Source organism: Shigella dysenteriae (assembly GCF_022354085.1).
Taxonomy (GTDB): domain Bacteria; phylum Pseudomonadota; class Gammaproteobacteria; order Enterobacterales; family Enterobacteriaceae; genus Escherichia; species Escherichia coli.
Genome location: NZ_CP055055.1, coordinates 4,959,859 through 4,985,670, shown reverse-complemented (window position 1 = coordinate 4,985,670; position 25,812 = coordinate 4,959,859). Strand labels below are relative to the sequence as shown.

28 protein-coding genes are annotated in these 25,812 nt (G+C 51.8%); 8 read left to right on the top strand and 20 right to left on the bottom strand.

The window, feature by feature from the left end; all coding sequences use genetic code 11:
• Nucleotides 1–25 precede the first annotated feature (25 nt).
• Complete coding sequence (gene ubiD / locus HUZ68_RS23785; protein WP_000339804.1) at nucleotides 26–1,519, bottom strand: 4-hydroxy-3-polyprenylbenzoate decarboxylase; 1,494 nt, start codon at nucleotides 1,517–1,519, stop codon at nucleotides 26–28.
• 166 nt (nucleotides 1,520–1,685) lie between these two features.
• On the opposite strand from ubiD, the gene rfaH reads away from it, so the two are divergent.
• Entirely contained in the window at nucleotides 1,686–2,174 is a 489-nt protein-coding gene (gene rfaH / locus HUZ68_RS23780) for a transcription/translation regulatory transformer protein RfaH (RefSeq protein WP_001192396.1), read from the top strand.
• On the opposite strand, the gene tatD is transcribed toward rfaH, so the two are convergent.
• The 9 genes from tatD to udp form a co-directional block, all read right to left on the bottom strand.
• On the bottom strand, nucleotides 2,171–2,953 hold the full coding sequence (gene tatD, locus HUZ68_RS23775) for a 3'-5' ssDNA/RNA exonuclease TatD (protein WP_001301305.1): 783 nt from the start codon (nucleotides 2,951–2,953) through the stop codon (nucleotides 2,171–2,173). The two genes, rfaH and tatD, sit on opposite strands and share 4 nt — an antisense overlap.
• Before the next feature lie 41 nt (nucleotides 2,954–2,994).
• The gene (tatC, locus tag HUZ68_RS23770; RefSeq protein WP_000109943.1) at nucleotides 2,995–3,771 is read right to left on the bottom strand and encodes a Sec-independent protein translocase subunit TatC; all 777 of its coding nucleotides are present in this window, start codon (nucleotides 3,769–3,771) and stop codon (nucleotides 2,995–2,997) included.
• Between the two features lie 2 nt (nucleotides 3,772–3,773).
• Entirely contained in the window at nucleotides 3,774–4,289 is a 516-nt protein-coding gene (gene tatB / locus HUZ68_RS23765) for a Sec-independent protein translocase protein TatB (RefSeq protein WP_000459594.1), read from the bottom strand.
• Between the two features lie 3 nt (nucleotides 4,290–4,292).
• Nucleotides 4,293–4,562: a Sec-independent protein translocase subunit TatA gene (gene tatA, locus HUZ68_RS23760; RefSeq protein ID WP_001295260.1), complete on the bottom strand. Its 270-nt coding sequence runs from the start codon at nucleotides 4,560–4,562 to the stop codon at nucleotides 4,293–4,295.
• A gap of 78 nt (nucleotides 4,563–4,640) precedes the next feature.
• Nucleotides 4,641–6,281 (bottom strand): ubiquinone biosynthesis regulatory protein kinase UbiB, encoded by a 1,641-nt coding sequence (gene ubiB / locus HUZ68_RS23755; protein ID WP_000187543.1) that lies wholly within the window; start codon nucleotides 6,279–6,281, stop codon nucleotides 4,641–4,643.
• Nucleotides 6,278–6,883, bottom strand: coding sequence for a ubiquinone biosynthesis protein UbiJ (gene ubiJ, locus HUZ68_RS23750; RefSeq protein WP_001309097.1), 606 nt, complete (start codon nucleotides 6,881–6,883; stop codon nucleotides 6,278–6,280). The genes ubiB and ubiJ overlap by 4 nt, the downstream gene beginning before the upstream one ends.
• A gap of 13 nt (nucleotides 6,884–6,896) precedes the next feature.
• A complete protein-coding gene (gene ubiE, locus HUZ68_RS23745; RefSeq protein ID WP_000227958.1) occupies nucleotides 6,897–7,652 on the bottom strand; it encodes a bifunctional demethylmenaquinone methyltransferase/2-methoxy-6-polyprenyl-1,4-benzoquinol methylase UbiE in 756 nt (251 codons plus the stop codon).
• Nucleotides 7,653–7,746: 94 nt separating this feature from the next.
• Nucleotides 7,747–9,174 carry a DNA recombination protein RmuC gene (rmuC, locus tag HUZ68_RS23740; protein ID WP_000347717.1) on the bottom strand — a complete coding sequence of 476 codons (1,428 nt, stop codon included), beginning with the start codon at nucleotides 9,172–9,174 and terminating at the stop codon, nucleotides 7,747–7,749.
• A gap of 140 nt (nucleotides 9,175–9,314) precedes the next feature.
• Nucleotides 9,315–10,076 carry a uridine phosphorylase gene (gene udp / locus HUZ68_RS23735; RefSeq protein WP_000045177.1) on the bottom strand — a complete coding sequence of 254 codons (762 nt, stop codon included), beginning with the start codon at nucleotides 10,074–10,076 and terminating at the stop codon, nucleotides 9,315–9,317.
• Between the two features lie 261 nt (nucleotides 10,077–10,337).
• Here udp and HUZ68_RS23730 point away from each other — a divergent pair, with 261 nt between their 5' ends.
• Entirely contained in the window at nucleotides 10,338–11,153 is an 816-nt protein-coding gene (locus HUZ68_RS23730) for a dienelactone hydrolase family protein (RefSeq protein ID WP_069913887.1), read from the top strand.
• A gap of 39 nt (nucleotides 11,154–11,192) precedes the next feature.
• Here HUZ68_RS23730 and metE read toward each other — a convergent pair whose 3' ends face one another.
• Nucleotides 11,193–13,454 (bottom strand): 5-methyltetrahydropteroyltriglutamate--homocysteine S-methyltransferase, encoded by a 2,262-nt coding sequence (gene metE, locus HUZ68_RS23725; protein ID WP_069913886.1) that lies wholly within the window; start codon nucleotides 13,452–13,454, stop codon nucleotides 11,193–11,195.
• A 235-nt stretch (nucleotides 13,455–13,689) separates the two neighbouring features.
• On the opposite strand from metE, the gene metR reads away from it, so the two are divergent.
• Nucleotides 13,690–14,643, top strand: a complete 954-nt coding sequence (gene metR, locus HUZ68_RS23720; protein WP_239593987.1) for an HTH-type transcriptional regulator MetR — start codon at nucleotides 13,690–13,692, stop codon at nucleotides 14,641–14,643.
• Here the strand turns inward: metR and bioP are convergent.
• From bioP to pldB, 3 genes are all read right to left on the bottom strand, one after another.
• Nucleotides 14,531–15,430 (bottom strand): biotin transporter, encoded by a 900-nt coding sequence (gene bioP, locus HUZ68_RS23715; protein WP_001196233.1) that lies wholly within the window; start codon nucleotides 15,428–15,430, stop codon nucleotides 14,531–14,533. The two genes, metR and bioP, sit on opposite strands and share 113 nt — an antisense overlap.
• Before the next feature lie 75 nt (nucleotides 15,431–15,505).
• Entirely contained in the window at nucleotides 15,506–16,306 is an 801-nt protein-coding gene (gene yigL, locus HUZ68_RS23710) for a sugar/pyridoxal phosphate phosphatase YigL (protein WP_000285352.1), read from the bottom strand.
• Nucleotides 16,307–16,313: 7 nt separating this feature from the next.
• Entirely contained in the window at nucleotides 16,314–17,336 is a 1,023-nt protein-coding gene (pldB, locus tag HUZ68_RS23705; protein ID WP_000487654.1) for a lysophospholipase L2, read from the bottom strand.
• Nucleotides 17,337–17,446: 110 nt separating this feature from the next.
• Here pldB and rhtB point away from each other — a divergent pair, with 110 nt between their 5' ends.
• On the top strand, nucleotides 17,447–18,067 hold the full coding sequence (gene rhtB / locus HUZ68_RS23700) for a homoserine/homoserine lactone efflux protein (protein WP_239593986.1): 621 nt from the start codon (nucleotides 17,447–17,449) through the stop codon (nucleotides 18,065–18,067).
• A 61-nt stretch (nucleotides 18,068–18,128) separates the two neighbouring features.
• Here the strand turns inward: rhtB and rhtC are convergent, their stop codons facing one another.
• The 4 genes from rhtC to pldA all read right to left on the bottom strand — a co-directional run bounded on the left by rhtC (nucleotide 18,129) and on the right by pldA (nucleotide 22,088).
• Nucleotides 18,129–18,749, bottom strand: coding sequence for a threonine export protein RhtC (rhtC, locus tag HUZ68_RS23695; protein WP_000928824.1), 621 nt, complete (start codon nucleotides 18,747–18,749; stop codon nucleotides 18,129–18,131).
• Nucleotides 18,750–18,812: 63 nt separating this feature from the next.
• Nucleotides 18,813–20,642 (bottom strand): ATP-dependent DNA helicase RecQ, encoded by a 1,830-nt coding sequence (gene recQ, locus HUZ68_RS23690; RefSeq protein WP_000035581.1) that lies wholly within the window; start codon nucleotides 20,640–20,642, stop codon nucleotides 18,813–18,815.
• 69 nt (nucleotides 20,643–20,711) lie between these two features.
• A complete protein-coding gene (locus HUZ68_RS23685) occupies nucleotides 20,712–21,170 on the bottom strand; it encodes a WapI family immunity protein (RefSeq protein WP_069913885.1) in 459 nt (152 codons plus the stop codon).
• 48 nt (nucleotides 21,171–21,218) lie between these two features.
• Nucleotides 21,219–22,088 (bottom strand): phospholipase A, encoded by an 870-nt coding sequence (gene pldA / locus HUZ68_RS23680; RefSeq protein WP_001259700.1) that lies wholly within the window; start codon nucleotides 22,086–22,088, stop codon nucleotides 21,219–21,221.
• Between the two features lie 164 nt (nucleotides 22,089–22,252).
• On the opposite strand from pldA, the gene yigI reads away from it, so the two are divergent.
• The 4 genes from yigI (at nucleotide 22,253) to HUZ68_RS23660 (ending at nucleotide 24,531) form a co-directional block, all read left to right on the top strand.
• Nucleotides 22,253–22,720 (top strand): acyl-CoA thioesterase YigI, encoded by a 468-nt coding sequence (gene yigI, locus HUZ68_RS23675; RefSeq protein WP_001277142.1) that lies wholly within the window; start codon nucleotides 22,253–22,255, stop codon nucleotides 22,718–22,720.
• A gap of 51 nt (nucleotides 22,721–22,771) precedes the next feature.
• On the top strand, nucleotides 22,772–23,662 hold the full coding sequence (gene rarD, locus HUZ68_RS23670; protein ID WP_001551980.1) for an EamA family transporter RarD: 891 nt from the start codon (nucleotides 22,772–22,774) through the stop codon (nucleotides 23,660–23,662).
• A 94-nt stretch (nucleotides 23,663–23,756) separates the two neighbouring features.
• Entirely contained in the window at nucleotides 23,757–24,137 is a 381-nt protein-coding gene (yigG, locus tag HUZ68_RS23665) for a protein YigG (protein ID WP_001399535.1), read from the top strand.
• 13 nt (nucleotides 24,138–24,150) lie between these two features.
• On the top strand, nucleotides 24,151–24,531 hold the full coding sequence (locus HUZ68_RS23660; protein ID WP_000032581.1) for a DUF2628 domain-containing protein: 381 nt from the start codon (nucleotides 24,151–24,153) through the stop codon (nucleotides 24,529–24,531).
• 42 nt (nucleotides 24,532–24,573) lie between these two features.
• On the opposite strand, the gene corA is transcribed toward HUZ68_RS23660, so the two are convergent.
• Both corA and ysgD read right to left on the bottom strand, forming a co-directional pair.
• A complete protein-coding gene (corA, locus tag HUZ68_RS23655) occupies nucleotides 24,574–25,524 on the bottom strand; it encodes a magnesium/cobalt transporter CorA (protein ID WP_000947159.1) in 951 nt (316 codons plus the stop codon).
• Nucleotides 25,525–25,675: 151 nt separating this feature from the next.
• Nucleotides 25,676–25,732 carry a protein YsgD gene (gene ysgD / locus HUZ68_RS23650; RefSeq protein WP_211180520.1) on the bottom strand — a complete coding sequence of 19 codons (57 nt, stop codon included), beginning with the start codon at nucleotides 25,730–25,732 and terminating at the stop codon, nucleotides 25,676–25,678.
• Nucleotides 25,733–25,812 lie beyond the last annotated feature (80 nt).

Sequence of the window (25,812 nt, the reverse complement as noted above, 5' to 3'; positions counted from 1 at the left end):
ATAAATAGGGCAAAACAAACGCGCATCAGGCGCTTTTACCGTTGTTAAAAATAGCCAGTTCATCCCAGATGGCGTCAATATGCGCGACAACATCTGGATCTTTTTTGATGGGACGTCCCCATTCACGCTGGGTTTCCCCCGGCCATTTATTCGTGGCATCCAGCCCCATTTTTGAACCCAGCCCGGAGACAGGCGAGGCAAAATCCAGATAATCAATAGGCGTATTTTCTACCAGAACAGTATCCCGCGCCGGGTCCATACGGGTGGTAATCGCCCAAATCACATCGTTCCAGTCGCGTGCGTTAACGTCATCATCGCAAACGATCACAAATTTAGTGTACATAAACTGGCGTAAGAACGACCAGACGCCCATCATGACGCGCTTCGCGTGTCCGGCGTACTGTTTTTTGATTGTCACTACCGCCAGGCGATAAGAGCAGCCTTCCGGCGGCAGGTAAAAATCGACAATTTCCGGGAACTGTTTTTGCAGAATCGGCACAAACACTTCGTTCAGTGCGACACCCAGCACCGCGGGCTCATCTGGCGGACGCCCGGTATAGGTGGAATGGTAAATCGCATCTTCACGCTGGGTAATATGCGTCACGGTAAATACCGGGAAACTATCGACTTCATTATAGTAACCGGTGTGGTCGCCATACGGCCCTTCCGGCGCAGTTTCGCCTTGTTCGATATACCCTTCCAGCACAATCTCCGCACTGGCGGGCACTTCAAGGTCATTGGAGATACACTTTACTACTTCGGTTTTGGTGCCGCGTAGCAATCCGGCAAACGCATACTCTGAAAGCGTATCCGGAACGGGGGTGACTGCACCGAGAATCGTGGCGGGATCGGCACCCAGCGCCACAGAAACCGGGAAACGTTCGCCCGGATGCGCCGCACACCACTCCTGATAATCCAGCGCGCCGCCGCGATGCGACAGCCAGCGCATAATCAGTTTGTTTTTACCAATCAGCTGCTGGCGATAAATGCCCAGATTCTGCCGCTCTTTATGCGGGCCGCGCGTCACTGTCAGCCCCCAGGTAATCAGCGGCGCGGCATCTTCCGGCCAGCAGGTCATAATGGGAATGCGATTGAGATCGACGTCATCGCCAGAGACGATTTTTTGTTGGCAGGGCGCACCGCGCAGCCGCTTTGTCGGCATGTTCAATACTTGCTTAAACTGCGGCAGTTTATCAAACAGGTCGCGGAAACCTTTTGGCGGCTCCGGCTCTTTCAGAAACGCCAATAATTTACCAACTTCACGCAGCGCCGAAACATCTTCCTGCCCCATGCCCATCGCCACGCGCTTTGGCGTACCGAACAGATTGCACAGCACCGGCATTGAGTAGCCTTTAGGGTTTTCGAATAACAGCGCAGGCCCACCGGCACGCAAAGTGCGGTCAGCAATTTCAGTGATTTCCAGATGCGGATCCACCGGGAGCGTGATACGTTTTAGCTCACCCTGCTGTTCAAGCAGCGTCAAGAAGTCGCGTAAATCGTTATATTTCATGGCGTCCATTGTAGCCTCTTAATCTGCGCCCATTATACGGCGTTCATCTTTGCGATGCTGTAAATTTGTTAAATTAGCGTGAACTCGGACGGTATAACGCAAACCGGGGAATATAATTAACTTAGCGTAAAGCTTTTGCTATTCTTGCGCCCCGATTAAACGGATAAGAGTCATTATGCAATCCTGGTATTTACTGTACTGCAAGCGCGGGCAACTTCAACGTGCCCAGGAACACCTCGAAAGACAGGCTGTGAATTGCCTGGCACCGATGATCACCCTGGAAAAAATCGTGCGTGGCAAACGTACTGCAGTCAGTGAGCCATTGTTTCCCAACTACCTGTTTGTCGAATTTGATCCAGAAGTGATTCATACCACGACTATCAACGCGACCCGCGGTGTCAGCCACTTCGTGCGCTTTGGCGCGTCGCCAGCGATAGTCCCATCGGCGGTGATTCATCAGCTATCGGTATATAAACCGAAAGACATTGTCGATCCGGCAACCCCTTATCCGGGTGATAAGGTGATTATTACCGAAGGCGCGTTCGAAGGCTTTCAGGCCATTTTCACCGAACCCGATGGTGAGGCTCGCTCCATGCTATTGCTTAATCTTATTAATAAAGAGATTAAGCACAGTGTGAAGAATACCGAGTTCCGCAAACTCTAAAACGCAATCCCAAACAGTGTTTTGACATTAGCATCCGTGGTGGCAGCCAGCCATGCGGCATCTTCTCCACGCCAGTGCGCAATACGTTGCAAAATATGGGGCAGATGGGCTGGCTCGTTGCGCCGGGATGATGGCTTTGGCGTGAGATCGCGAGGGAGCAGATACGGCGCATCAGTTTCGATCAGTAATTTTTCCGCCGGAATCAACGGCAAAAGTTCCCGCAGCTCCAGTCCGCGTCGTTCATCGCAAACCCAACCGGTAATGCCGATATAAATTCCATGCGCCACGCACGCCTGCATCTCTTCGCGTGTGCCGGTAAAGCAATGAAGAACCGCACCAGGCAGTTTATCCAGCCACGGCTCCAGCAATGTCATAAACCGCTCGTGGGCATCGCGACAGTGCATAAATACCGGCATGTTTAAATCTGCGGCAATGCGTAGCTGGGCAACAAAAGCGCGTTCCTGCTCTTCCGGCGTCGAAAAGTTGCGGTTAAAGTCGAGACCACATTCACCAATCGCCACCACTTCTGGCTGCGCGGCCAGCTCAATAATCGCTTCTTCAGTCGCAGCTTGCCACTGGCTGCTGTCGTGAGGATGTACGCCCGCCGTTGACCAACAGGACGAATACTGACGCGCCAGCTTTTGCGCCTGCTGGCTTTCACGCAGGTTAGTGCCGGTGATGAGTAGCCCATTAACTCCCGCGTCAAAAGCGCGCGCTACAACATCATCACGGTCTTTCGCAAATTGCGAACTGGTCAAATTAACGCCGATATCAAACATCCTGTACTCCATATGACAACCGCCCTGACGGGCGGTTGAATTTATTCTTCAGTTTTTTCGCTTTCTGCTTCAGCGTCGTTTTCCTCTTCCCGATTTCGCCCTTTACCAACGTAAAAGCGTGAGAAGAAGACACCGATTTCAAACAGACAGTACATCGGGATCGCCAACAGCGTTTGCGAGAAGACATCCGGCGGCGTCAGCAACATCCCGACAACGAATGCACCAACCAGCACATACGGGCGTTTTTTGCGTAAGTCTTCTGGCGAGGTAATCCCCATCCAGCACAGCAGCACAATCGCCACCGGCACTTCAAAGGAGACACCAAACGCCATAAACAGCGCCATAACGAAGCTTAAATAGCTGGCGATGTCGGTGGATACCTGCACCCCTTCCGGCGCGGTATTGGCAAGGAAGCCAAATGCCAGCGGAAAGACCACAAAGTAGGCGAACGCCATGCCGATATAAAACAGCAGAGAGCTGGAAACCAGCAGCGGCACCACCAGGCGACGTTCATGCTTATACAGCGCTGGGGCGATAAATGCCCACACCTGATAGAGAATCACCGGCGCTGACAGAATCAGCGACACCATAAAGGTCAGCTTGATCGGCGTAAAGAACGGCGAGGCCACGTCGGTGGCGATCATCGTTGAACCTTGCGGCAACTGCTTGATCAATGGCGCGGATACCAGGTGATAGATGTCATTGGCGAAATAGACCAGACACAGGAATATCACGATCACCGCGATAATGCAGTTCAGCAGACGCTTACGCAGCTCAATCAGATGCGTGATAAGCGGTTGAGTATCTTCTACAGACATGTTTACGGTTTATCACTCGACGAAGGGGAAGGTGCAGCGGTTTTCGGTTCAGCGTCCGCAGCAGGTTTTACCACCGGCTCTGGCGTGGTTTCTGGCTTCTGTTCCGGCGAACTGGCCTGCGTTTGTGCAGCGGCAGGCGTTACGCCTTCATGCGCAGCTTCATTGTCTTTCACCACCGGGTTATGGATGGTGTGCGCTTCATCGCTCGCCTTTTCAGGATCGTTTGCAACGTAGGAACGCTTCATCGACTCCGCGGCCTGGCGTAGTTCATCCATCGACGCTTTCAGTTCGGGCGTCAGGTTAGTGAGGCTCGCCTTTTCAACCTTTTTCAGACTGTCCTGAAACTCCTGGAGTTTTAACTCCTGGGTCAGTTCGTTCTGCACCGTTGTCGCCAGTGAACGCAACGCGCGAATCCAGCCCGCTACCGTTTTTACCGCCACAGGCAGTCGTTGCGGCCCCAGAACGACGAGGCCGATGATGAACACCAATAGCAGTTCGCTAAAACCGATATCAAACACGGATTACACCTGCTCTTTATCGTGGCGCTTCGCGTCTTCTGTTTTAGCCTGTTCCTGATTCGTATCCGCCTGCTTATCGGCGATAGTTTTCGCAGTAAAATCAGCATCCTGACTGGTTTTATCCTGCTTTGGTTCATCATCGCTCATTGCTTTTTTAAAGCCTTTGATCGACGCACCAAGATCGGAACCGATGGAGCCGAGCTTTTTGGTGCCAAAAAGCAGTACAACGATGACGGCAATAATCAATAACTGCCAAATACTGATACCACCCATACATGTTCCTCTGTGGTAGATGATGATTAAACAAAGCCGCATTATACGTTACACGGCCCGCCTTGAGCGATGAAAAAATCAGCGTGTTTTGCGCCAACCGACAAACCAGGCGATCAGACCACCTGCCATTAACCAGCCGGGCATCAGCCCCCATTCAGGTCGGCTGACCAACAAGAATGTGCCACTTAATACTAACGTAGCGCCAATTCCGAGAAAATAACGCGATTGTCCCTGACGTACATGATTTGACTGAAGCTCGCGGGCAATCTTATCAACACTGTGCTGTAAATACTTGCCCTGGCGCAAACTGTCGTAAACCAATTCAGGCAGTTCTGGCATTTTTTCGACCCAGAACGGCGCTTTTTCTTTAAATGCTCTCACCAGCGCAGGAATACCGACCTGATCTTTAATCCACGACTCCAGGAAAGGCTTCGCCGTTTTCCATAAATCGAGTTGCGGATAAAGCTGGCGTCCTACCCCTTCGACGTAGAGCAGGGTTTTCTGGAGTAACACCAGTTGCGGCTGCACTTCCATATTGAAGCGACGCGCCGTATTAAACAGATTTAACAGTACATGTCCAAACGAAATTTCGGCCAGCGGTTTCTCAAAGATAGGTTCACAGACCGTACGAATAGCAAATTCGAACTCTTCAACGTTGGTATCTGGTGGCACCCAGCCAGAATCGACGTGTAGCTCTGCCACTTTGCGATAGTCGCGATTAAAGAAGGCGATAAAGTTTTCTGCCAGATAGCGTTTATCTTCTTTGTTTAGCGAGCCAACAATCCCGCAATCAATGCCGATATATTTCGGGTTTTCCGGGTGTTCATAGCTTACGAAGATGTTGCCAGGGTGCATATCGGCATGGAAAAAGCTGTCGCGAAAGACCTGAGTGAAGAACACCTGCACGCCGCGTTCCGCCAGCAATTTCATGTTAGTGCCGTTTTTCTCCAGCGCCGCAACATCAGACACCGGAATGCCGTAAATGCGCTCCATCACCATCATCCCTTCACTACAATAGTCAGGGTAAACCTCCGGGATGTAGAGCATCGGGCTGTCTTCAAAATTTCGCCGAAGCTGAATGGCGTTGGCAGATTCCCGCAGCAAATTCAGTTCATCAATCAATGTCTTTTCGTACTCGCGCACCACTTCGGTTGGGCGCAGACGGCGACCATCCGGCAGCAAACGCGGCACCCAGCGAGCCAGACGGTAGATAAGTTTCAGGTCTGCTTTAATGACCGGCAAAATATCCGGGCGGATGACTTTAATCACCACCTCTTTACCATTCGATTTCAATCGCGCGGTATGAACCTGGGCGATAGAAGCAGAAGCCAGCGGCTTGATTTCAAAATCGTCAAACCACGCTTCTACCGGCAAGCCGCCCATTGCAGCTTCAATCTGCTGCTTCGCCAGCTTGCCATCAAACGGAGCGACTTTGTCCTGCAATAACGCCAGCTGATCGGCAATATGCGGCGGAAAAAGATCGCGGCGGGTTGATAACATTTGCCCGAACTTGATCCATACCGGCCCCAGTTCTTGCAGGGCCAGTCGTAGTCGCTCACCTAAAGGTTTGTCTTTATGCCGATTTGGCATCCAGAATAATGAGTATCGCCATAGCCGTAGCGGCAGGGTGATACGCATTTTGGGGATCAGTTCATCAAGTCCGTAGCTTAAAAAAGTGCGAATGATGAAATATAGGCGCCGTACTTCACCTGGCGTCATTTAGCCTCCAGTTTTTCCAGCCGTTTGGTCAGGGCATCAACAGCACGCTCGACGGCAGCCGTCTCTTCCGCAAACCAGGCCACTTCAAGCGGACCGGGTGCCATACGCCACTCTTCAGTAATGGCTTCCGCCACATAACGTTGCTGGCGCTTAATGCCGTGATGCAGGAACTTTGCGCCTCCGCGCATGGCTTTGCTGATTCCTTCAGCGGCGATATCACCGGTATAAGGGGCCAGCAGTTCCGCAGGGTCGAACTCTGCCAGATCTGCCAGCGCAACGAAGTTTTGCACCACCTGAATATCGCCCTGCACTTCCAGCTCACCACTGCGAATCAGGGCGGCAAGCTGCTGGCGATCGCGAAGTTTCGGCAACACACTGGCGTAGGCGATAACGGTGCAGTCAGCATCGCCTGCCCATTCGCCCAGTACATCAACCTGGCGTTCGCTGAACACCAGAATCAATGACGTCGAAAAGCCTTTTACCTCCACGCGCAGCACTTTGCCCAACAGACGCGAGCGGGCCGTTTTCAGCGCGGGTGAGCGATACAGGAAGGTGTTGAGCAGACTTTCAATTCCTGCCGTCACTAAAGGTTTAAAAGGCATTTCCGGTCTCCTGTCAGAACTTATAACCACGATGCAGCGCCACAACCCCTGCCGTCAGATTGTAGTAGTCGACACTTTCGAATCCGGCATCCTGCATCATGGCTTTCAGGGTATCCTGATCGGGATGCATACGGATGGATTCTGCCAGATAACGGTAGCTGTCGGCGTCGTTCGCGACCAGTGAGCCAATACGCGGCAGCACATGGAAGGAGTATGCATCATAGGCTTTGCTCAGCGGCTCGATAATTGGCTTCGAGAACTCAAGCACCAGCAGGCGGCCGCCGGGTTTCAGCACGCGATACATTGAACGCAGTGCTTTATCTTTGTCGGTGACGTTACGCAGACCAAACGAAATGGTGATGCAATCAAAGGTGTTATCCGGGAACGGCAGCGCCTCAGCGTTCGCCTGAACATACTCAACGTTGCCAATCACACCGATATTACGCAGCTTCTCGCGGCCCATTTTGAGCATGGATTCATTGATATCAGCAAGGACCACTTTGCCAGTTTCTCCGACCAGGCGGGAGAATTTCGCTGTCAGGTCGCCGGTGCCACCAGCCAGATCCAGCACGGTCTGCCCACGGCGTACGCCGCTGCAATCAATCGTGAATCGCTTCCACAAACGATGAATACCAAATGACATCAAATCATTCATGACATCGTATTTTGATGCCACGGAATGGAAAACGTGGGCGACCATATCCGCTTTTTGTTCCTTCGCGACGGTCTGAAAACCAAAGTGCGTCGTTTCTTGTGACTTATCCACCATCTCAATGCCTGCTCATCAAAAAATTGTTCCAGAAGTGTAACAGATTGGGCGTCGATGCCCTAGATTTCTACCCGGCTTAACTACTCCCAATGGGCTAGCGCGACTGCTGATTATATTCATCATCGCGTTGATAAGCTTCATCATTCGGCTGCTCCGGAACCGACCGAAGTCGATACTCTTCATCCTGGCTCACCGCCTGTTCAGCCAAATCCGGATTAATCTCGCGTTTAATTTCTACTCCTAAACCGCGAAACGCTTCTGCCTGCGCCAGCACATTTCCGCGACCTGAAGAGAGTTTTTTCATTGCCTGGCGGTAGTTATCCTGCGCTTTGTCGAGACTTTGACCAATCGCTGACATGTCATCGACGAACAAACGCATCTTGTCGTACAGCTTGCTGGCACGATCGGCGATTTGCTGGGCGTTGCGGCTTTGATGCTCATAACGCCACAGGTTGGCGATAGTGCGCAGCGCCACCAGCAGCGTAGTCGGGCTAACCAGCATGATATTGTTTTTCAACGCTTCGGTGATCAGCTCCGGCTGGCGGTCAAGCGCCAGTAAAAAAGCGGGTTCAACGGGAATAAACATCAGCACGTAATCCAGAGTTCGCAGCCCCGGCAGCTGTTGATAATCTTTGCGTCCCAGCAAACGGATATGGTTACGCACCGACGCGATATGTTCCTGTAGCGCGCTTTCGCGGGTGTAGTCGTCTTCGGCGTTAAAATAGCGTTCATAGGCGACCAGCGTCATTTTGGCGTCGATCACCACATCTTTTCCCTGCGGCAGCCGCACGATGACATCCGGCTGCATCCGCGAGCGGGCGTCATTTTCGATGCTGACCTGGGTTTCATATTCATACCCTTCACGCAGACCGGAAGCCTCCAGCACCCGCGTCAATACTACCTCGCCCCAGTTGCCCTGGGTTTTATTGTCGCCTTTCAGCGCGCGCGTCAGGTTGATCGCTTCCTGGGCCATTTGCGCGTTGAGCTGCTGGAGATTGCGAATTTCGTGGGTCAGGGTATGGCGTTCTTGTGCTTCTTTACCAAAGCTGTCCTGAACCTGACGGCGGAAACCGTCCAGTTGTTCACGTAGCGGCGACAACAGGCTGTTCAGGCTCTGACGGTTTTGCTCATCAACCCGGCGATTGCTGTGCTCAAAAATACGGTTGGCGAGGTTTTCAAACTGCTCACTGAGGCGCTGCTCGCTGTTAATCATCTGGCGAATTTTATCGTCAGCATGTTGCTGTGCGGCTTCCATCCGCGTGGTTACTTCACGCAGATCGGCCTCCAGAGAGGTGTTAATACTTTGCAGGCTGCGCACTTCGTTATTGAGTAACTCGCACTCGGCGCGCCAGTGCTCGCTTTGGGTAATTTGTTGTTTTGCCGCGCTTAACTCCGCGACCATCTCTTCACGTTCAGCTAATTGCTCGGCTTTTTGCTGCGCATGTTGATAACTGGCAAACAGCCAGCCAATTGCCACACCCACCAACGCAATAACTGCGTAAACCATGATTGAGAAATCCACAACGCCTCCTGACGCAACAACTTACCCGCACAAAATAGAATTGTGCTGTACAAACGTCCAGTTGGAAAGGCATTTCCTGCGAGGCGCTACGCAAAAATACAAAAGGCCGAACGCGTCGGCCTTCAGACAGGAGAAGAGAATTACAGCAGACGACGCGCCGCTTCCACCACGATTTTCACCGCATGGCTTTCGGTTTGTTTCATCGTCTCAGCATTCGGGATCTCTTGCTGGGTGCGGTTAACGATAACACCCGCTACCATACCGGCACGCAGGCCCTGACTTGCACACATGGTCAGCAGGGTTGCAGATTCCATTTCATAGTTCATTACGCCCATCGCCTGCCACTCTTCCATAGAACCTTTAAAGTGACGAACTACGCGACCAGAGTAAGTATCGTAACGTTCCTGACCTGGGTAGAAGGTATCAGAAGAAGCTGTCACGCCAACGTGAGTTGTCGCGCCAATGGATTTCGCAGCTTCAACCAGCGCAGTCGTACATTCGAAATCAGCGACAGCCGGGAATTCCAGCGGTGCGAAGTGCAGGCTCGCGCCATCCAGACGGACAGACGCCGTGGTAACCAGGACATCACCCACATTAATATGCGGCTGAATAGCGCCCGTTGTACCGATACGCAGGAAGGTGCGAATGCCCAGCTGTGCCAGCTCTTCAACAGCAATAGAGGTAGACGGGCCGCCGATACCGGTAGAGCAGACGATAACAGGTTTACCATCCAGCTCTGCACGCCAGGTAGTGAATTCGCGGTGAGATGCCAGCTTAACCGGCTTATCCATCAGCGCGGCGATCTTTTCCACACGATCCGGGTCGCCAGGGACGATGGCAAGCGTAGCCCCTTGTAAATCGTTTTTAGTGAGGCCGAGATGAAAAACATCAGACTTGGACATATACAACTCCTCTGTGAATCGGTTTAGTCAGAAGAAGCAAAAAGACACTTTACCGAAGGGTTTAACATTTTTTCGTGATACTCATCACCATGACGCAAATGCGTTGCATAAATTTACCCACCAAAAGTGATTCAAATCACATAAATCACTCTTCATTCTGCAGGACTGCATAAAAGATGAGCCGATTCAGGCAATGTGATTTGTTGCATGCTGACTATAGTTAACATTGCGCAACATTTTTATAAGGGTACGGAGAATACCATGGCAACAACACAACAATCTGGATTTGCACCTGCTGCATCGCCTCTCGCTTCGACCATCGTTCAGACCCCGGACGACGCGATTGTGGCGGGCTTCACCTCTATCCCTTCACAAGGGGATAACATGCCTGCTTACCATGCCAGACCAAAGCAAAGCGATGGCCCACTGCCAGTGGTCATTGTAGTGCAGGAAATTTTTGGCGTGCATGAACATATCCGCGACATTTGTCGCCGTCTGGCGCTGGAGGGGTATCTGGCTATCGCACCTGAACTTTACTTCCGCGAAGGCGATCCGAATGATTTTGCCGATATCCCCACGTTGCTTAGCGGTCTGGTAGCAAAAGTGCCTGACTCGCAGGTGCTGGCCGATCTCGATCATGTCGCCAGTTGGGCTTCCCGCAACGGCGGCGATGTTCATCGTTTAATGATCACCGGATTCTGCTGGGGTGGACGTATCACCTGGCTGTATGCCGCGCATAATCCACAGCTAAAAGCCGCAGTGGCGTGGTACGGCAAACTGGCGGGCGATAAGTCGCTGAATTCACCGAAACAACCTGTTGATATCGCAACCGATCTTAACGCGCCGGTTCTCGGCTTATATGGTGGTCAGGATAACAGCATTCCGCAGGAGAGCGTTGAAACCATGCGCCAGGCGCTGCGGGCTGCTAATGCGAAAGCAGAGATTATCGTGTACCCGGATGCCGGGCATGCATTCAACGCTGATTATCGCCCGAGCTATCATGCCGAATCTGCGAAAGATGGCTGGCAGCGTATGCTGGAATGGTTTAAGCAGTATGGAGGGAAGACGTCGCTGTAATGAGAAAAGACCGGGTGGTATTACCACCCGGTTTGGATTTTACCCCCGACGCAAGTTCTGCGCCGCCTGCACCATATTCGCCAGTGCTGCGCGGGTTTCTGGCCAGCCGCGCGTTTTCAGGCCACAGTCCGGGTTGACCCACAGGCGCTCTGCCGGAATGCGTTTTGCCGCTTTCTTCAGCAAGGCTTCAATCCATTCCACGCTCGGTACGTTTGGCGAGTGAATGTCATAGACGCCTGGACCGATTTCATTCGGATAATCAAACTCTTCGAACGACTCCAGCAACTCCATGTCAGAACGCGAGGTTTCGATGGTGATGACGTCTGCGTCCAGCGCCGCAATCGAATCCATGATGTCGTTGAACTCGCAATAACACATGTGAGTGTGGATTTGTGTGTCATCTTTCGCCACGGCGGCGTTGATACGGAAGGCCTCCACGCCCCACTGGAGATATGCATCCCAGTCGCTACGACGCAGCGGTAAACCTTCGCGCAGCGCCGGTTCATCAATCTGGATGATGCCAATTCCTGCGGCTTCCAGGTCCGCCACTTCATCACGCAGCGCCAGCGCAATTTGTTTGGCGATGGTTTCACGGCTGACATCTTCACGCGGGAACGACCAGCAGAGAATCGTCACCGGGCCGGTCAGCATCCCTTTCACCGGTTTGTCGGTCAGCGATTGCGCATACTTCGCCCACTCCACGGTAATCGGTGCCGGGCGGCTAACGTCACCAATGACAATCGGCGGCTTCACGCAGCGGGAACCGTAGCTCTGTACCCAACCGTTTTGCGTAAAGACAAAGCCATCCAGGTGCTCGCCAAAGTATTCCACCATGTCATTACGCTCGGCCTCGCCATGTACCAGCACATCCAGACCTAAACGTTCCTGCTCAACAATGGCCTGCCTGATATGTTCCGCAATACCCGTACGGTAGTTGTTGGCGTCGAGATTGCCCTTTTTGAAATCCAGACGCAGGGTACGAATTTCCGTGGTTTGCGGGAAGGAACCAATAGTGGTGGTCGGCCACGCTGGCAGTTTAAAACGCGCACGCTGGGCTTCAGCACGCACTTCATAAACGTTCGCACGCTGGCTGTCCTGAGCAGTGATCGCCGCCAGACGCTTTTCTACCGCCGGATTATGTACGCGGGTTGAGTGACGGCGCGCCTGAATCGGAGCGCTCCACTCTGCCAGAGCGGTCGTATCACCGCTGTTTAGCGCATCGCGCAGCAGTGTGAGTTCATGGCATTTTTGCAGGGCGAAGGCAAACCAGCTTTTCACTTCTGCATCAAGACGCGTTTCCACGCTCAGGTCGATGGGGCTGTGCAGCAATGAGCAGGAAGAAGCTACCCACAAATCGCGTTTGCCGACAATGTCCTTAATTTGCGCATATTTCTCGGTAAGATCGGCGCGCCAGACGTTACGACCATTGATCAGACCAGCAGACAGTAGCCAGTCTGAAGGCAGGCGCTTGTGCAGTTCAGCAACGTCATCTTTACCATGTACAAGGTCCACATGCAGACCCTGAACAGGCAGCGCCGTAATCGTGTCGAGGTTTGGCGTTACGCCTTCAAAATAGGTGGTCAGCAGCAGATTCACCTGGCCCTGAAGTGCCTCGTAAGCGGGTTTGTATGCGTCCAGCCACGCCTGAGGTAGTTCCAGTACCAGCGCCGGTTCGTCGATCTGTACCCACTCAATGCCGCGTTTTGCCAGTTCTGCCAGCACTTGCTGATAAACCGGCAGAATGTCGTTCAGCAGGCTCAGGCGGTCAAACTGTTCACCTTTCACTTTCCCCAGCCACAGGTAAGTAATCGGCCCCAGCAGCACAGGCTTGACCTTGTGGCCCAGCGCCAGCGCCTCGTCCACTTCCTCCAGCAGCTGCGTCCAGGTCAGTTTGAACTGTTGGCCTTTAACGAACTCCGGCACCATGTAGTGATAGTTGGTGTTAAACCATTTGGTCATTTCCGCCGCCGCCGCAGGTTCGCCAGTCGGCGCACGTCCACGACCAATACGGAACAGGGTGTCGATATCTACCGAACCATCTTTGTTCTGATGACGCGCCGGAACGTTACCCAGCAGCAGACTGGTGGTCAGTACATGATCGTACCAGGCAAAATCGCCCACCGGCAGCAGGTCGATACCCGCTTGCTTTTGTTGATCCCAGTGACGAGCACGCAATTCACGCCCTACCGCCAGCAGTTCTTCACGCGTGGAGTTCCCCGCCCAATAACTCTCTTGCGCTTTTTTCAGCTCGCGACGCAGGCCAACGCGAGGGAAACCGAGGGTGTGATTCAATATTGTCATTTTTCTTCCTCTAATTATATGTAAATCCTATGGATTTTGAATTTAGGGAAGGCGGCAAGTTTATTCATCCCCGGGAGCTTACTGAAGTAAGTGACCGGGGTGGAGAAACGCAGCCAACGCACCATAAATTTAAAAGACGAAGGATTTTAGCCGTCCAGATGTTTACACATCCATAATTGGCGGTTACTGTATATTCCTCAAGCGCAAATTATTCATGCCGAAGTGAAGGACTTTCATGATCGAAGTAAAACACCTGAAAACGCTACAAGCGTTGCGGAACTGCGGCTCGCTCGCAGCCGCTGCGGCGACGTTGCATCAGACGCAATCCGCCCTGTCTCACCAGTTTAGCGATCTGGAACAACGCCTTGGCTTCCGGCTCTTTGTGCGTAAGAGCCAGCCGCTACGCTTTACACCGCAGGGAGAAATCCTGTTGCAACTGGCAAACCAGGTGCTGCCGCAAATCAGCCAGGCACTGCAAGCCTGTAATGAACCGCAGCAGACACGCCTGCGCATTGCCATTGAGTGCCATAGCTGTATTCAGTGGCTGACGCCCGCGTTAGAAAATTTCCATAAGAACTGGCCGCAGGTCGAGATGGACTTTAAATCGGGCGTGACGTTTGACCCGCAGCCTGCGTTGCAACAGGGCGAGCTGGATCTGGTGATGACGTCCGATATTTTGCCGCGCAGTGGACTGCATTATTCGCCGATGTTCGATTATGAAGTGCGTCTGGTGTTAGCACCTGACCATCCACTAGCGGCGAAAACGCGTATCACGCCGGAAGATCTCGCCAGCGAGACGCTGTTGATTTATCCGGTGCAGCGTAGCCGACTGGATGTCTGGCGGCATTTTCTTCAGCCGGCAGGCGTCAGCCCATCACTGAAAAGCGTCGATAACACCTTATTGTTGATTCAGATGGTTGCCGCGCGGATGGGCATTGCCGCGCTGCCGCACTGGGTGGTGGAGAGTTTTGAGCGCCAGCATCTGGTGGTGACCAAAACCCTGGGCGAAGGCTTGTGGAGCCGGCTGTACGCCGCCGTGCGCGATGGCGAGCAGCGTCAGCCGATTACAGAAGCATTTATTCGCTCAGCGCGCAATCACGCCTGCGATCATCTGCCGTTTGTGAAGAGCGCGGAGCGACCCACTTACGATGCACCCACAGTGAGGCCAGGATCACCAGCGCGCCTGTAATAAACGTTGGCCAGTGCGGCTGTTGGTGCCAGATAGCCAGGTTTACCAGCAGCCCTGCCGGAACGTGCATATTATTCATAATGCCCAGCGTTCCGGCGTCTACTTGGGTTGCGCCGTAGTTCCACATAAAGTAGCCAATCCCGGAAGCCACCACGCCAAGAAACACCAGAATGCCCCATTGCAGCGAGGTTTGCGGCATTTTCTGCGCATTTCCCAGCAAGAACCATGCAATTACCGCCACCAGGAACGCGCCAAGATAGAACCACGCAAAGGCGTTATGCTGCGGCATCGGGCGAGTTTCCATCAGGCGTTTGTAACCCACCATGCCGATGGCAAAAGTGATATTGGAGAGTTGCACCAGCAACAAGCCAGTCCAGAAATGGTCGGTGACCTGATCATAGCGAATAATCCCGGCACCAATCACCGCCAACAAGGCGCTAAAAGCATAGCCCCAGCGCAGACGGCGCTTACTCATGATGTCATAAATCAGCGTGATGTAGAGCGGCGTCAGTACGGTGAACAGCAGCAGTTCGGAGACCGTCAGGTAGAGATACGCGCGGAAACTCAGCATATACATCACGCCGAGCTGCATCGCGCCCACCAGCATATACAGGCCGACTGTTTTCAGGCTATTGCCACGGGTACGCAGAAACGGCAGAAAAACGAGTGCCGCCAGGCCAACGCGCACCAGCACCGCAAAATAGCTATCGACGTGCCCCGCAAGGTACTCGCCATAAAAGCTAAAGGAGAAGGCCCACAGAATCGTGGTGATGATAAGTAGCGCCACAATGGAAAACTCTTTGATTAACGAGTATCCATTGTAGCGAAGTATCAGGTTGACAATTGACCAAATAAAGAACGATTACGATAAATAGAGTTTACGCAGATAATGCGGCACCGCGTCGTCGGCATTAGTACCAATCACTTCCAGCTCGGGATGAAGGTCTTTCAGACGCTGGTGCGCACTGCCCATAATGCAGCCTTTCCCCGCCATCGACAGCATTTCGGCATCGTTCATCCCGTCACCAAACGCAATACAATCCTTCAGGCTGTAGCCCAGTTTCTTCGCCACCGCTTCCAGCGCATGGCCTTTTGAAACGCCGCCCGCCATCACTTCCAGACAGGTTAAGGTAGAGAAACTGACGTTGACGCGATCGCCCCAACGAGCGTTAATCGCCTGCTCCAGCGGCAGCAGTTGTTCATGGGAATCGCAGGTGAAGAACACTTTGCTGACGCCTTCCGGCTCCAGTAATCCAGGCTCATACAGCGCATATTTGAACACCGCTTCTTTAAAAAAGCGCATCTCTTCCGGGCGATGGCGATTCATAAACCATTCGTCGTCGCGATAAACGTTAGTAATGATGTCCGGATTGTCGTTGACTACGCCAAACAGATCGCTGGCAATGTCGCGATCCAGGTTATGAGCAAAAATCAGATTACCATCCAGATCGTGAACGCGCGCACCATTGGAGGTAATCATGTAAGACTTAATCTCCAGATTATCGCGAATTTGCCCCACATCAACGTGGTGACGACCGGTCGCAAACACAAAGTTGATGCCGCGCGCGGTGAGCAGCTTCAGGGTTTCTTTGGCGTAAGGGGATAACGTATGGTCGGGAGAAAGTAACGTGCCATCTAAATCAGACGCAACAACCTGGTACATAAGAAATTTAAACCTCTGTAGAGCGGTTTCCGCTGGGTGAGTTATGCCTGTTGAAAAAATCAACGATGGCGTGGAGCGCAACTGAGCGCATTGCGTCCTTTTCAAAAAGGATCTCATGGTACGCACCTTTAATTACCAGCGGTCGTCCCCCTTCGACAGGATGGCCCGCGGCGGTGCGGAGTTCACAAAAACGGTCGTGCATGCGGTTATCCACCACGCGTTCCTCTTCAGCTTGTAAGAGAAGCGTTGGCGTGGCGTCATCACCCGCACCGGCTAACACCTGTTCGCCAGCCAGAATACTTTCGCGTACCCAATGGTAGGTCGGCCCACCGACGCGAATCGTTGGGTCATCAGCATAGAAGCGTAAGTTACGTCGATATCGCTGTCTGCTGTGGGTCAGTACGTTGATAGCAAACGGCAACGCGCGCCAGCGCCCGGTGCCTATTGCATAGCCATCACGGAAACGTGGATGCGCTTCGGCCCAGTTGAGGATCTGCCGTGCCATAAATGACGGCATACGAATCACGATCCCAAACATTGGCGCAGTTAGCGCAATGGCGTCACATACACCTGGATGGCGTTGCAGAAATAATGTGGAGATCGCACCGCCCATCGAATGTGCCAGTATATAGCGTTTACGCCACGGACCGGGCTGGACCTCCTGTTGCCAGAATGCCGCCAGATCATCAACATAATCATTAAAGCGATTAACATGCCCGAGATGCGGATCGGCTAACAGGCGACCGGAACGTCCCTGCCCGCGATGGTCGATGATTAAGACATCAAACCCCAAATGGAACAAATCGTAGGCCAGTTCCGCATATTTTACGTAGCTCTCAATACGCCCCGGGCAGATGACTACCACCCGGTCATGGTGCTGTGCGCGAAAACGGACAAAGCGCACCGGAATGTCATCCACACCAGTAAACTCTGCTTCATCACGCTGACGCCAGAAATCAGTCAGCGGTCCCATGGTAAAAGCAGCAAACGCGTTTTCTCTTGTTTCCCAGTCTTTTTGCTGCTGAAACATCGGGTAATCTGCCTCTTAAACCACGTAAAATCGTTTTTTTTAGCGTGCCTGACACAACGCTGCGACAGTAGCGTATTGTGGCACAAAAATAGACACACCGGGAGTTCATCATGACCTTAGAATGGTGGTTTGCCTACCTGCTGACATCGATCATTTTAAGCCTGTCGCCAGGCTCTGGTGCAATCAACACTATGACCACCTCGCTCAACCACGGTTATCGCGGCGCGGTGGCGTCTATTGCTGGGCTTCAGACCGGACTGGCGATTCATATTGTGCTGGTTGGCGTGGAGTTGGGGACGCTATTTTCCCGCTCAGTGATTGCGTTTGAAGTGTTGAAGTGGGCAGGCGCGGCTTACTTGATTTGGCTGGGAATACAGCAATGGCGCGCCGCTGGCGCAATTGATCTTAAATCGCTGGCCTCTACTCAATCGCGTCGACATTTGTTCCAGCGCGCAGTTTTTGTGAATCTCACCAATCCCAAAAGTATTGTGTTTCTGGCGGCGCTATTTCCGCAATTCATCATGCCGCAACAGCCGCAACTGATGCAGTATATCGTGCTCGGCGTCACCACTATTGTGGTCGATATTATTGTGATGATCGGTTACGCCACCCTTGCTCAACGGATTGCTCTATGGATTAAAGGACCAAAGCAGATGAAGGCGCTGAATAAGATTTTCGGCTCGTTGTTTATGCTGGTGGGAGCGCTGTTAGCATCGGCGAGGCATGCGTGAAAAATAATGTCGGATGCGGCGTAAAAGCCTTATCCGACTTACTCTGAAGACGCGTCTGGCATCAACGCGAAATAATCAAATGAATGCCAAATCCGGCAAATAATGCCCCGGCAAAACCATCAATCCACTTCGCCAGACGTTGATAACCACGGCGCATTTGCGGCAGAGCAAACAGGCTGGCAACGACGGTAAACCACGCCAGTGTTTCGACAATGATCAGCGCAAAAATGCCCCAGCGCGCGGTAGTGCCAACGTTATCACCGACAAACAATGAGAACACCGAGCCAAAGTAGATAATCGCTTTCGGATTAGCGAGATTGGTCAGTAAACCTTTCAGGAAACTGCGCCCACTTTTCGCCAGCTCGACCTGTGGCGCAGGTGCAGAAACCGCCTCTTTTTTCAGCGCGCCGCGCAGCATCTGGTAACCCATCCAGCAGAGATACAGGCCACCGCCAACCATAATCAGCGTATGCAGCCAGGCCATTTTTTCGATAATCAAATGCAGGCCAAGCAACGCAATCCCTGCCCAAACCATAACGCCGCAGGTAATACCCAGCACGCCCATCATCGCTTCTTTACGGGAACGACTGACAGCGGTCTGAGAGACAAAAAAGAAATCAGGACCGGGACTCATAAGCGCCACAATGTGCACCATGGCGACGGTGAGAAATAACATCAACATACATTTGACTCGCGGGGGAAACGTTTACGGAGTCTTCATCCTGGCACTTTTTTATGCTGCTGACTACTCTTCGTCGTCGCCATCGACATGCGCACGAATCAGCGCCATAAACGGTTTACCAAAGCGTTCCAGCTTGCGCATCCCAACGCCGTTAACGCTGAGCATTTCGCTGGCGGTGATCGGCATCTGTTCAGCCATCTCAATCAAGGTTGCGTCGTTAAACACCACGTACGGCGGGACATTACTTTCATCGGCAATCGATTTACGCAGTTTGCGTAATTTGGCGAACAGTTTGCGATCATAGTTGCCGCCGAACGATTTCTGCATCGCTTTCGGTTTGAGCGCCACGATACGCGGCACGGCAAGTTGCAAAGAGGATTCGCCGCGCAGCACCGGGCGCGCGGCCTCTGTCAGTTGTAGGGCAGAATGCTGGGCAATATTTTGCGTCACCAGGCCGAGGTGAATCAGCTGGCGGATCACGCTCACCCAATGTTCATGGCTTTTATCACGGCCCATGCCATAGACTTTCAGTTTGTCATGACCATAGTCGCGGATACGCTGGTTATTAGCACCACGAATCACTTCCACCACATAACCCATCCCAAACCGCTGATTCACACGACCAATGGTGGAAAGGGCAATCTGAGCATCGGTTGAACCGTCGTACTGTTTCGGCGGATCGAGGCAGATATCGCAGTTCCCGCACGGCTCCTGACGCCCTTCGCCAAAATAGTTCAGCAATACCAGACGACGGCAAGTTTGCGCTTCGGCAAACGCGCCCATCGCATTGAGTTTGTGGCGCTCGATATCCTGCAACTGCCCCTGCGGCTTCTCTTCCAGACAACGGCGCAGCCACGCCATATCAGCTGGATCGTAAAACAACATCGCTTCCGCAGGCAGGCCATCACGCCCGGCGCGACCGGTTTCCTGATAATAGGATTCGATATTGCGCGGAATATCAAAGTGGACCACGAAGCGAACGTTTGGTTTATTGATGCCCATGCCGAACGCCACCGTCGCCACCACAATTTGCAGGTCATCGCGCTGGAATTTCTCCTGCACGTCGGCGCGGACATTATTTTCCAGCCCGGCATGATAGGCCGCCGCGCTAATACCCTTGCTTTGCAGGCGCGCAGCGGTGTCTTCTACTTTCGCCCGGCTGTTGCAGTAGATAATGCCGGACTTACCGCGCTGTTCCTGCACGTAGCGCATCAACTGATCGAGCGGTTTGAATTTCTCCATCAGCATGTAGCGAATATTCGGACGGTCAAAACTGCTGATTTGAATCAGCGGATCGTTCAGCCCCAGCAGGCGCACGATATCCTGGCGCGTGGTGTCGTCGGCTGTGGCGGTCAGCGCCATAAACGGCAGCGTCGGGAACCGCTGGCGCAACTGACCGAGCGCGGCATATTCCGGGCGGAAATCGTGGCCCCATTGGGAGATACAGTGCGCTTCATCAACGGCTAATAACACCGGATTCCAGTGCGCCAGATGCTCAAGAAAGTTATCCAGCATCAGGCGTTCCGGGGCGATATAAAGCAGACGAATTTGCCCGGTGCGGCAGCCTGTCATCACTTCAAGTTGCTGTTCGCGGGTTTGCGTCGAGTTAAGGCACGCCGCCGCCACGCCGTTGGCTTGCAGTTGATCCACCTGATCTTTCATCAACGAAATCAGCGGTGAAACAACCACGGTAAGGCCGTTTAGCAATAAGGCAGGAATTTGATAGCAAAGGGATTTTCCGCCACCGGTGGGCATGACGACCAGGCAATCGCGACCGGAAAGCACAGTGTCGATAATTTCTTCCTGGCCGGGGCGAAACTGTTGGTAGCCAAAGGTTTCTTGTAAAACCTGTTTAGCTCCGGACTCCAGATTCAACACTTCCGCCTGCGCCACATTCACCCCGATTGCCTGAAATAAAAACAGGCGCTATTTTCAGCGCCTGCGCGAGAAACTGCAATGCTTTTAGTCTCTGAGAGGGTAATCCTGGATGCTGGATTCCAGATTTGCCAGGATCAAAGCGATATCGGCATCCGCCAAACGAAATTCCGCCTGCCATATATTCTCTGTCTTATGAAACGTAGGACATAACGCGCAAGCCAGTATCACCTTGATAATAATGACATCACCGGAATAACCTGTGTATTCGAACGCCAGACACGGCTCGGTAAATTCCAGATTCTTCTCTGGGTAGCCATCGGGAGAGGGGCGCTGCAACAATGTGGTAAACCACCTATGAAGCTTTGTTAAGTCATATGTCCCTATTGCCGGATCTATCTTTTCAAACCGCTGATTTCCCTGCGTCACGCCCACTTTGAGGAATAACCAGTTACCATCCCAGAAATTATTGGCATCAGGATACTGATACCCCATAACTTCCAGCGTCAAAGTAACGGCCAGCTCACTATTGCTTAACGTAATCATAGCATTTGATTTTTAAACAAAAATTAGGTGCTGGCACTCTACCATGCATTAAAACAGGTCGTTTAGCATAACTCCCACACCGACGCGGGTCTGGTTGAAGTTATAGTCGATGAGCGATTCGCCATAGCCGCTGTAAACCTGAGTATAAAGGCGCACATGTTTGGTGATCGGGTAACTTAAGCCTAACTCCGCGCCGCCGTAGCCGGTGTTCCAGTTGTACTGTCCTTTCGCACTGAGCACCGCATCACCGAGGTGATAGCCGATTTTAAGCTGGTAGTAACCCATATATTTGGTGATATCCGGGTTATCGTCAGTATTACCCACCACATACCACGGCTTCACTTCTACCAGCCAGTTACCGTTTTCTGCCATCAGGCGAGTATAAAGGCGGTTCCAGCTGCGGGAGGTCGGGTCTGAACGCCCGTTAGAGTCGTGGTTATACCCCATCTCCACATCGCGCAGCGTCCAACCTGCAAAACGGTAATCGGTGGCAAAACCGAGGAACAATTGCGGTTCGTAGTTGGTTTCACGAAACGGTGAAGACTCTTCGCTATTGGACAGTTGCCACCAGGATTTTTGCGTATAAGACGCACCCAACACCGAGTTCGGGCCTAAAATCCCACGCCACAGCGGAAATGCCAGGCTCAACTGAAACTTTACTTCATCCTTACGCGCATTTTCCGCCCAGTCGTAACTGGCAATCGCTTCTTTGTTCAGATCGCTGGTTTGGGTGTAGATGAGGTAGTTGGTGTCATAAGGATAGAGCGTGAACGGATTGTCATGCTCCTGCAGCATATTGGCGATAATACTGCCACGCACCGCTGGCGCGTCATGCACCTCTTTCACCGTTGCCTCTTGTGCATATACTGCCATAGGCAACATAAACACCGGCAACAACCAGCCCTGCAGAGTCCGCATCGGTCGTGTTCTCCGTAACGAATTATTGATAAGGTGAATGTTTTTCTGCGGGCTATTTTACATACTTAACTCCATTGCCGTTAGTTATCCCTTCCTAAAGTAGAAACCAACAACAAAGAAGCATAAAATCAACATTTCATTAACCAATGAAGTGTAAGGATGATATGTCTGCCGTACTGACCGCTGAACAAGCCCTGAAATTAGTGGGTGAGATGTTTGTTTATCACATGCCATTTAACCGCGCATTGGGGATGGAACTGGAGCGTTACGAAAAAGAGTTCGCACAGCTGGCCTTTAAAAATCAGCCAATGATGGTGGGCAACTGGGCGCAAAGCATTTTGCACGGCGGGGTCATTGCGTCGGCGCTGGATGTCGCCGCCGGTCTGGTGTGCGTGGGAAGTACCTTAACCCGCCACGAAACCATCAGTGAAGATGAACTACGCCAGCGGCTATCGCGGATGGGGACCATTGATCTTCGCGTCGATTATCTGCGCCCAGGCAGAGGCGAGCGTTTTACTGCTACCAGTAGCCTGTTGCGTGCAGGCAATAAAGTCGCCGTCGCCCGCGTTGAATTACACAATGAAGAACAGCTTTATATTGCCAGTGCCACCGCCACCTATATGGTAGGTTGAAGACATAAAAGCAGGTAAACTGCTGTTACCAATTAAAAATGAGTATTCCCGATGGATGCAAAACAAACGCGGCAGGGCGTATTACTCGCTCTTGCCGCTTATTTTATTTGGGGTATAGCCCCAGCGTACTTCAAGTTGATTTACTACGTGCCCGCCGATGAGATCCTGACGCATCGCGTGATCTGGTCGTTTTTCTTTATGGTGGTGCTGATGAGTATTTGCCGCCAGTGGTCCTATTTAAAAACGCTGATTCAGACGCCACAGAAAATTTTTATGCTGGCAGTCTCTGCCGTGCTGATTGGCGGCAACTGGTTACTGTTTATCTGGGCGGTGAACAATCACCATATGCTGGAAGCGAGCCTTGGTTACTTTATTAACCCGCTGGTGAACATTGTGCTGGGGATGATTTTCCTCGGCGAGCGATTCCGCCGGATGCAATGGCTGGCGGTGATTCTGGCGATATGTGGCGTGTTGGTTCAGCTCTGGACTTTTGGTTCACTGCCGATCATCGCGCTGGGACTGGCATTTAGTTTTGCCTTCTACGGTCTGGTACGCAAGAAGATTGCCGTTGAAGCGCAAACCGGCATGTTAATCGAAACTATGTGGCTGCTGCCCGTGGCGGCAATTTACCTGTTTGCTATTGCCGATAGCTCAACCAGCCATATGGGGCAAAACCCGATATCGCTGAATTTACTGCTGATCGCCGCCGGTATTGTCACTACCGTACCGCTGTTGTGTTTTACTGCCGCTGCCACGCGCCTGCGTCTCTCAACGTTAGGCTTTTTCCAGTACATTGGCCCGACGCTGATGTTCCTGCTGGCTGTGACGTTTTATGGTGAAAAACCGGGTGCCGATAAGATGGTGACTTTCGCCTTTATTTGGGTGGCGCTGGCAATTTTTGTGATGGATGCGATTTATACGCAGCGTAGAACGTCCAAATAAAAAATAAATATATTCTGAAAAAATATGCCGACTCTTGTATGAGAGTGGGCATATTGCCATGCTGACAGGAGACTCACACAAGGATGTAAAATTTATGTTACGTATGTTTATCCCAACATCTAACGGTAAGATTTCCAGACGCCGATATATATTTTCATTTATTTTAATAAATTTCATTTTTGCCTTTCTTATTATCTTTTTTAACGATGGGGAAGCAGGTTTTCTTGTTATAGTCTCTACCATCGTACTCCATTATCTCGTCATCAACATGAATTGCCAGCGACTCCGTGATAGTGGTTTCATCTATATAAAAACTTATGTTTTTGGTACATTAGCAGTATATATCATCTCTATCATCACAATGATAGCCGAAGATTTTGCCTGTTCAGGTAATGGTTCGATGATTTTTTTGATTTGTTATTTTTCCACTTTCAGTATGCTAATGCTTGCACCTACTGATTCATCAAAACAATAGTTATGGAGTATTTATGAGTAAGGAATATATGAACGATGGTTCATTAAGTGAAAAATGGAAATACCGATTTAATTTTTATGATCAACATGGCTTTCCTGGATTCTGGGGAGCAACACCAGAATATAAAGCAGCATTTAAAGCATTAAAAGTAAGACAACGATTAACTATTCAAATGAATTTCATTGCTTTCTTCTGTTCCTGGATCTATTTATTTGTTCTGGGATTATGGAAAAAAGCAATTATAGTTCTATTACTTGGCATTCTATCTCTATTTGTTGGTGCACTAATTGGCGTTAACATTCTGGGAATTGCCGTAGCAGCCTATGTTGCTGTTAACACGAACAAATGGTTTTATGAGAAAGAGGTAAAAGGGTTAAATACCTGGAGCCTTTGAATAACAGGTGGCTTAGCCAGGCTAAACCACCGCTCTCGTTTTTTACAACCAGTTCTTCCGCTTAAAGTACAGATACGGTGCCAGGCCCGCGAGGATCATAAAGATAATCGCGCCTGGGTAGCCGAAACTCCACTTCAGTTCTGGCATAAACTCAAAGTTCATCCCGTAGCTGGAGGCAACCAGCGTTGGCGGCAGGAACACGACGGATACCACCGAGAAAATTTTGATGATGCGGTTCTGCTCGATGTTGATAAAACCCATTGCCGCCTGCATCAGGAAGTTCACCTTCTGGAACAGGGATTCGTTATGCGGCAGCAGGGATTCGATATCTCGCAGGATTTCACGCGCCTGCTCCAGTTGCCCACCCGGTAAACGCGCTTTACGCACCAGGAAGTTGAGCGCACGCTGGGTATCCATCAGACACAGGCGCACTTTCCAGCCGATATCTTCCAGTTCCGCCAGAGTGGAGAGCGCCTCGTCGTACTCATCGCCCTGATGCCCTTCCATAATCACCCGGCTCAACTGCTCCAGGTCGCTATAGATATTTTCAATTTCATCTGCCAACTGTTCGATTTTGGTTTCGAACAGATCCAGCAGCAGCTCGTAGGCGTTACCGTCCACCATCGACTGGCTACGGGCACGCATACGATACAGACGAAAAGCGGGCAGTTCACGCTCACGCAGAGTAAACAGACGACCATCACGGATGGTAAATGCCACAGTGGAGTTACCGGCGTGATCTTCCGCATCTTCAAAGAAGAAGAAGGAGTGAATATGCAGGCCGTCGTCGTCTTCAAAGAAACGTGCCGATGCTTCGATGTCTTCCAGTTCCGGGCGGGTTGCCAGGCTCTGACCAAGTTCAGATTGTACGCGCAGTCGCTCGTCGTCGTCCGGTTCGACAAGATCAATCCATACTGCATTTACAAGGGGTTGTGACTCTTCGACTTCCAGCCGGGTCAGTCGGTTATTTTCCAGTTGAAATGCGCTCAGCATGACCGGGACTCCCAATGCTTAAAATATCGGACAGTTCGGTGGGCACACAGAAACAAATTGGGTTTCAGACCATTAAACAGCCTGACTCAGCGCGACGGGAAAAATTGAGGTCGCTGACAACCGCTAAGGCTATCAGCAAAAAGGGATAGCCTTAGGAGTTGATCCTGGATGACAGGATAGTGAGCCAGTATCTACTGGGTGTGTCCAAGGCGAATGTCCTCTTAGAGTGATCGTGCGCGCATGTTACGCCAGCAAAATTTTGCCGTCAACACGCAACAGAACACCACA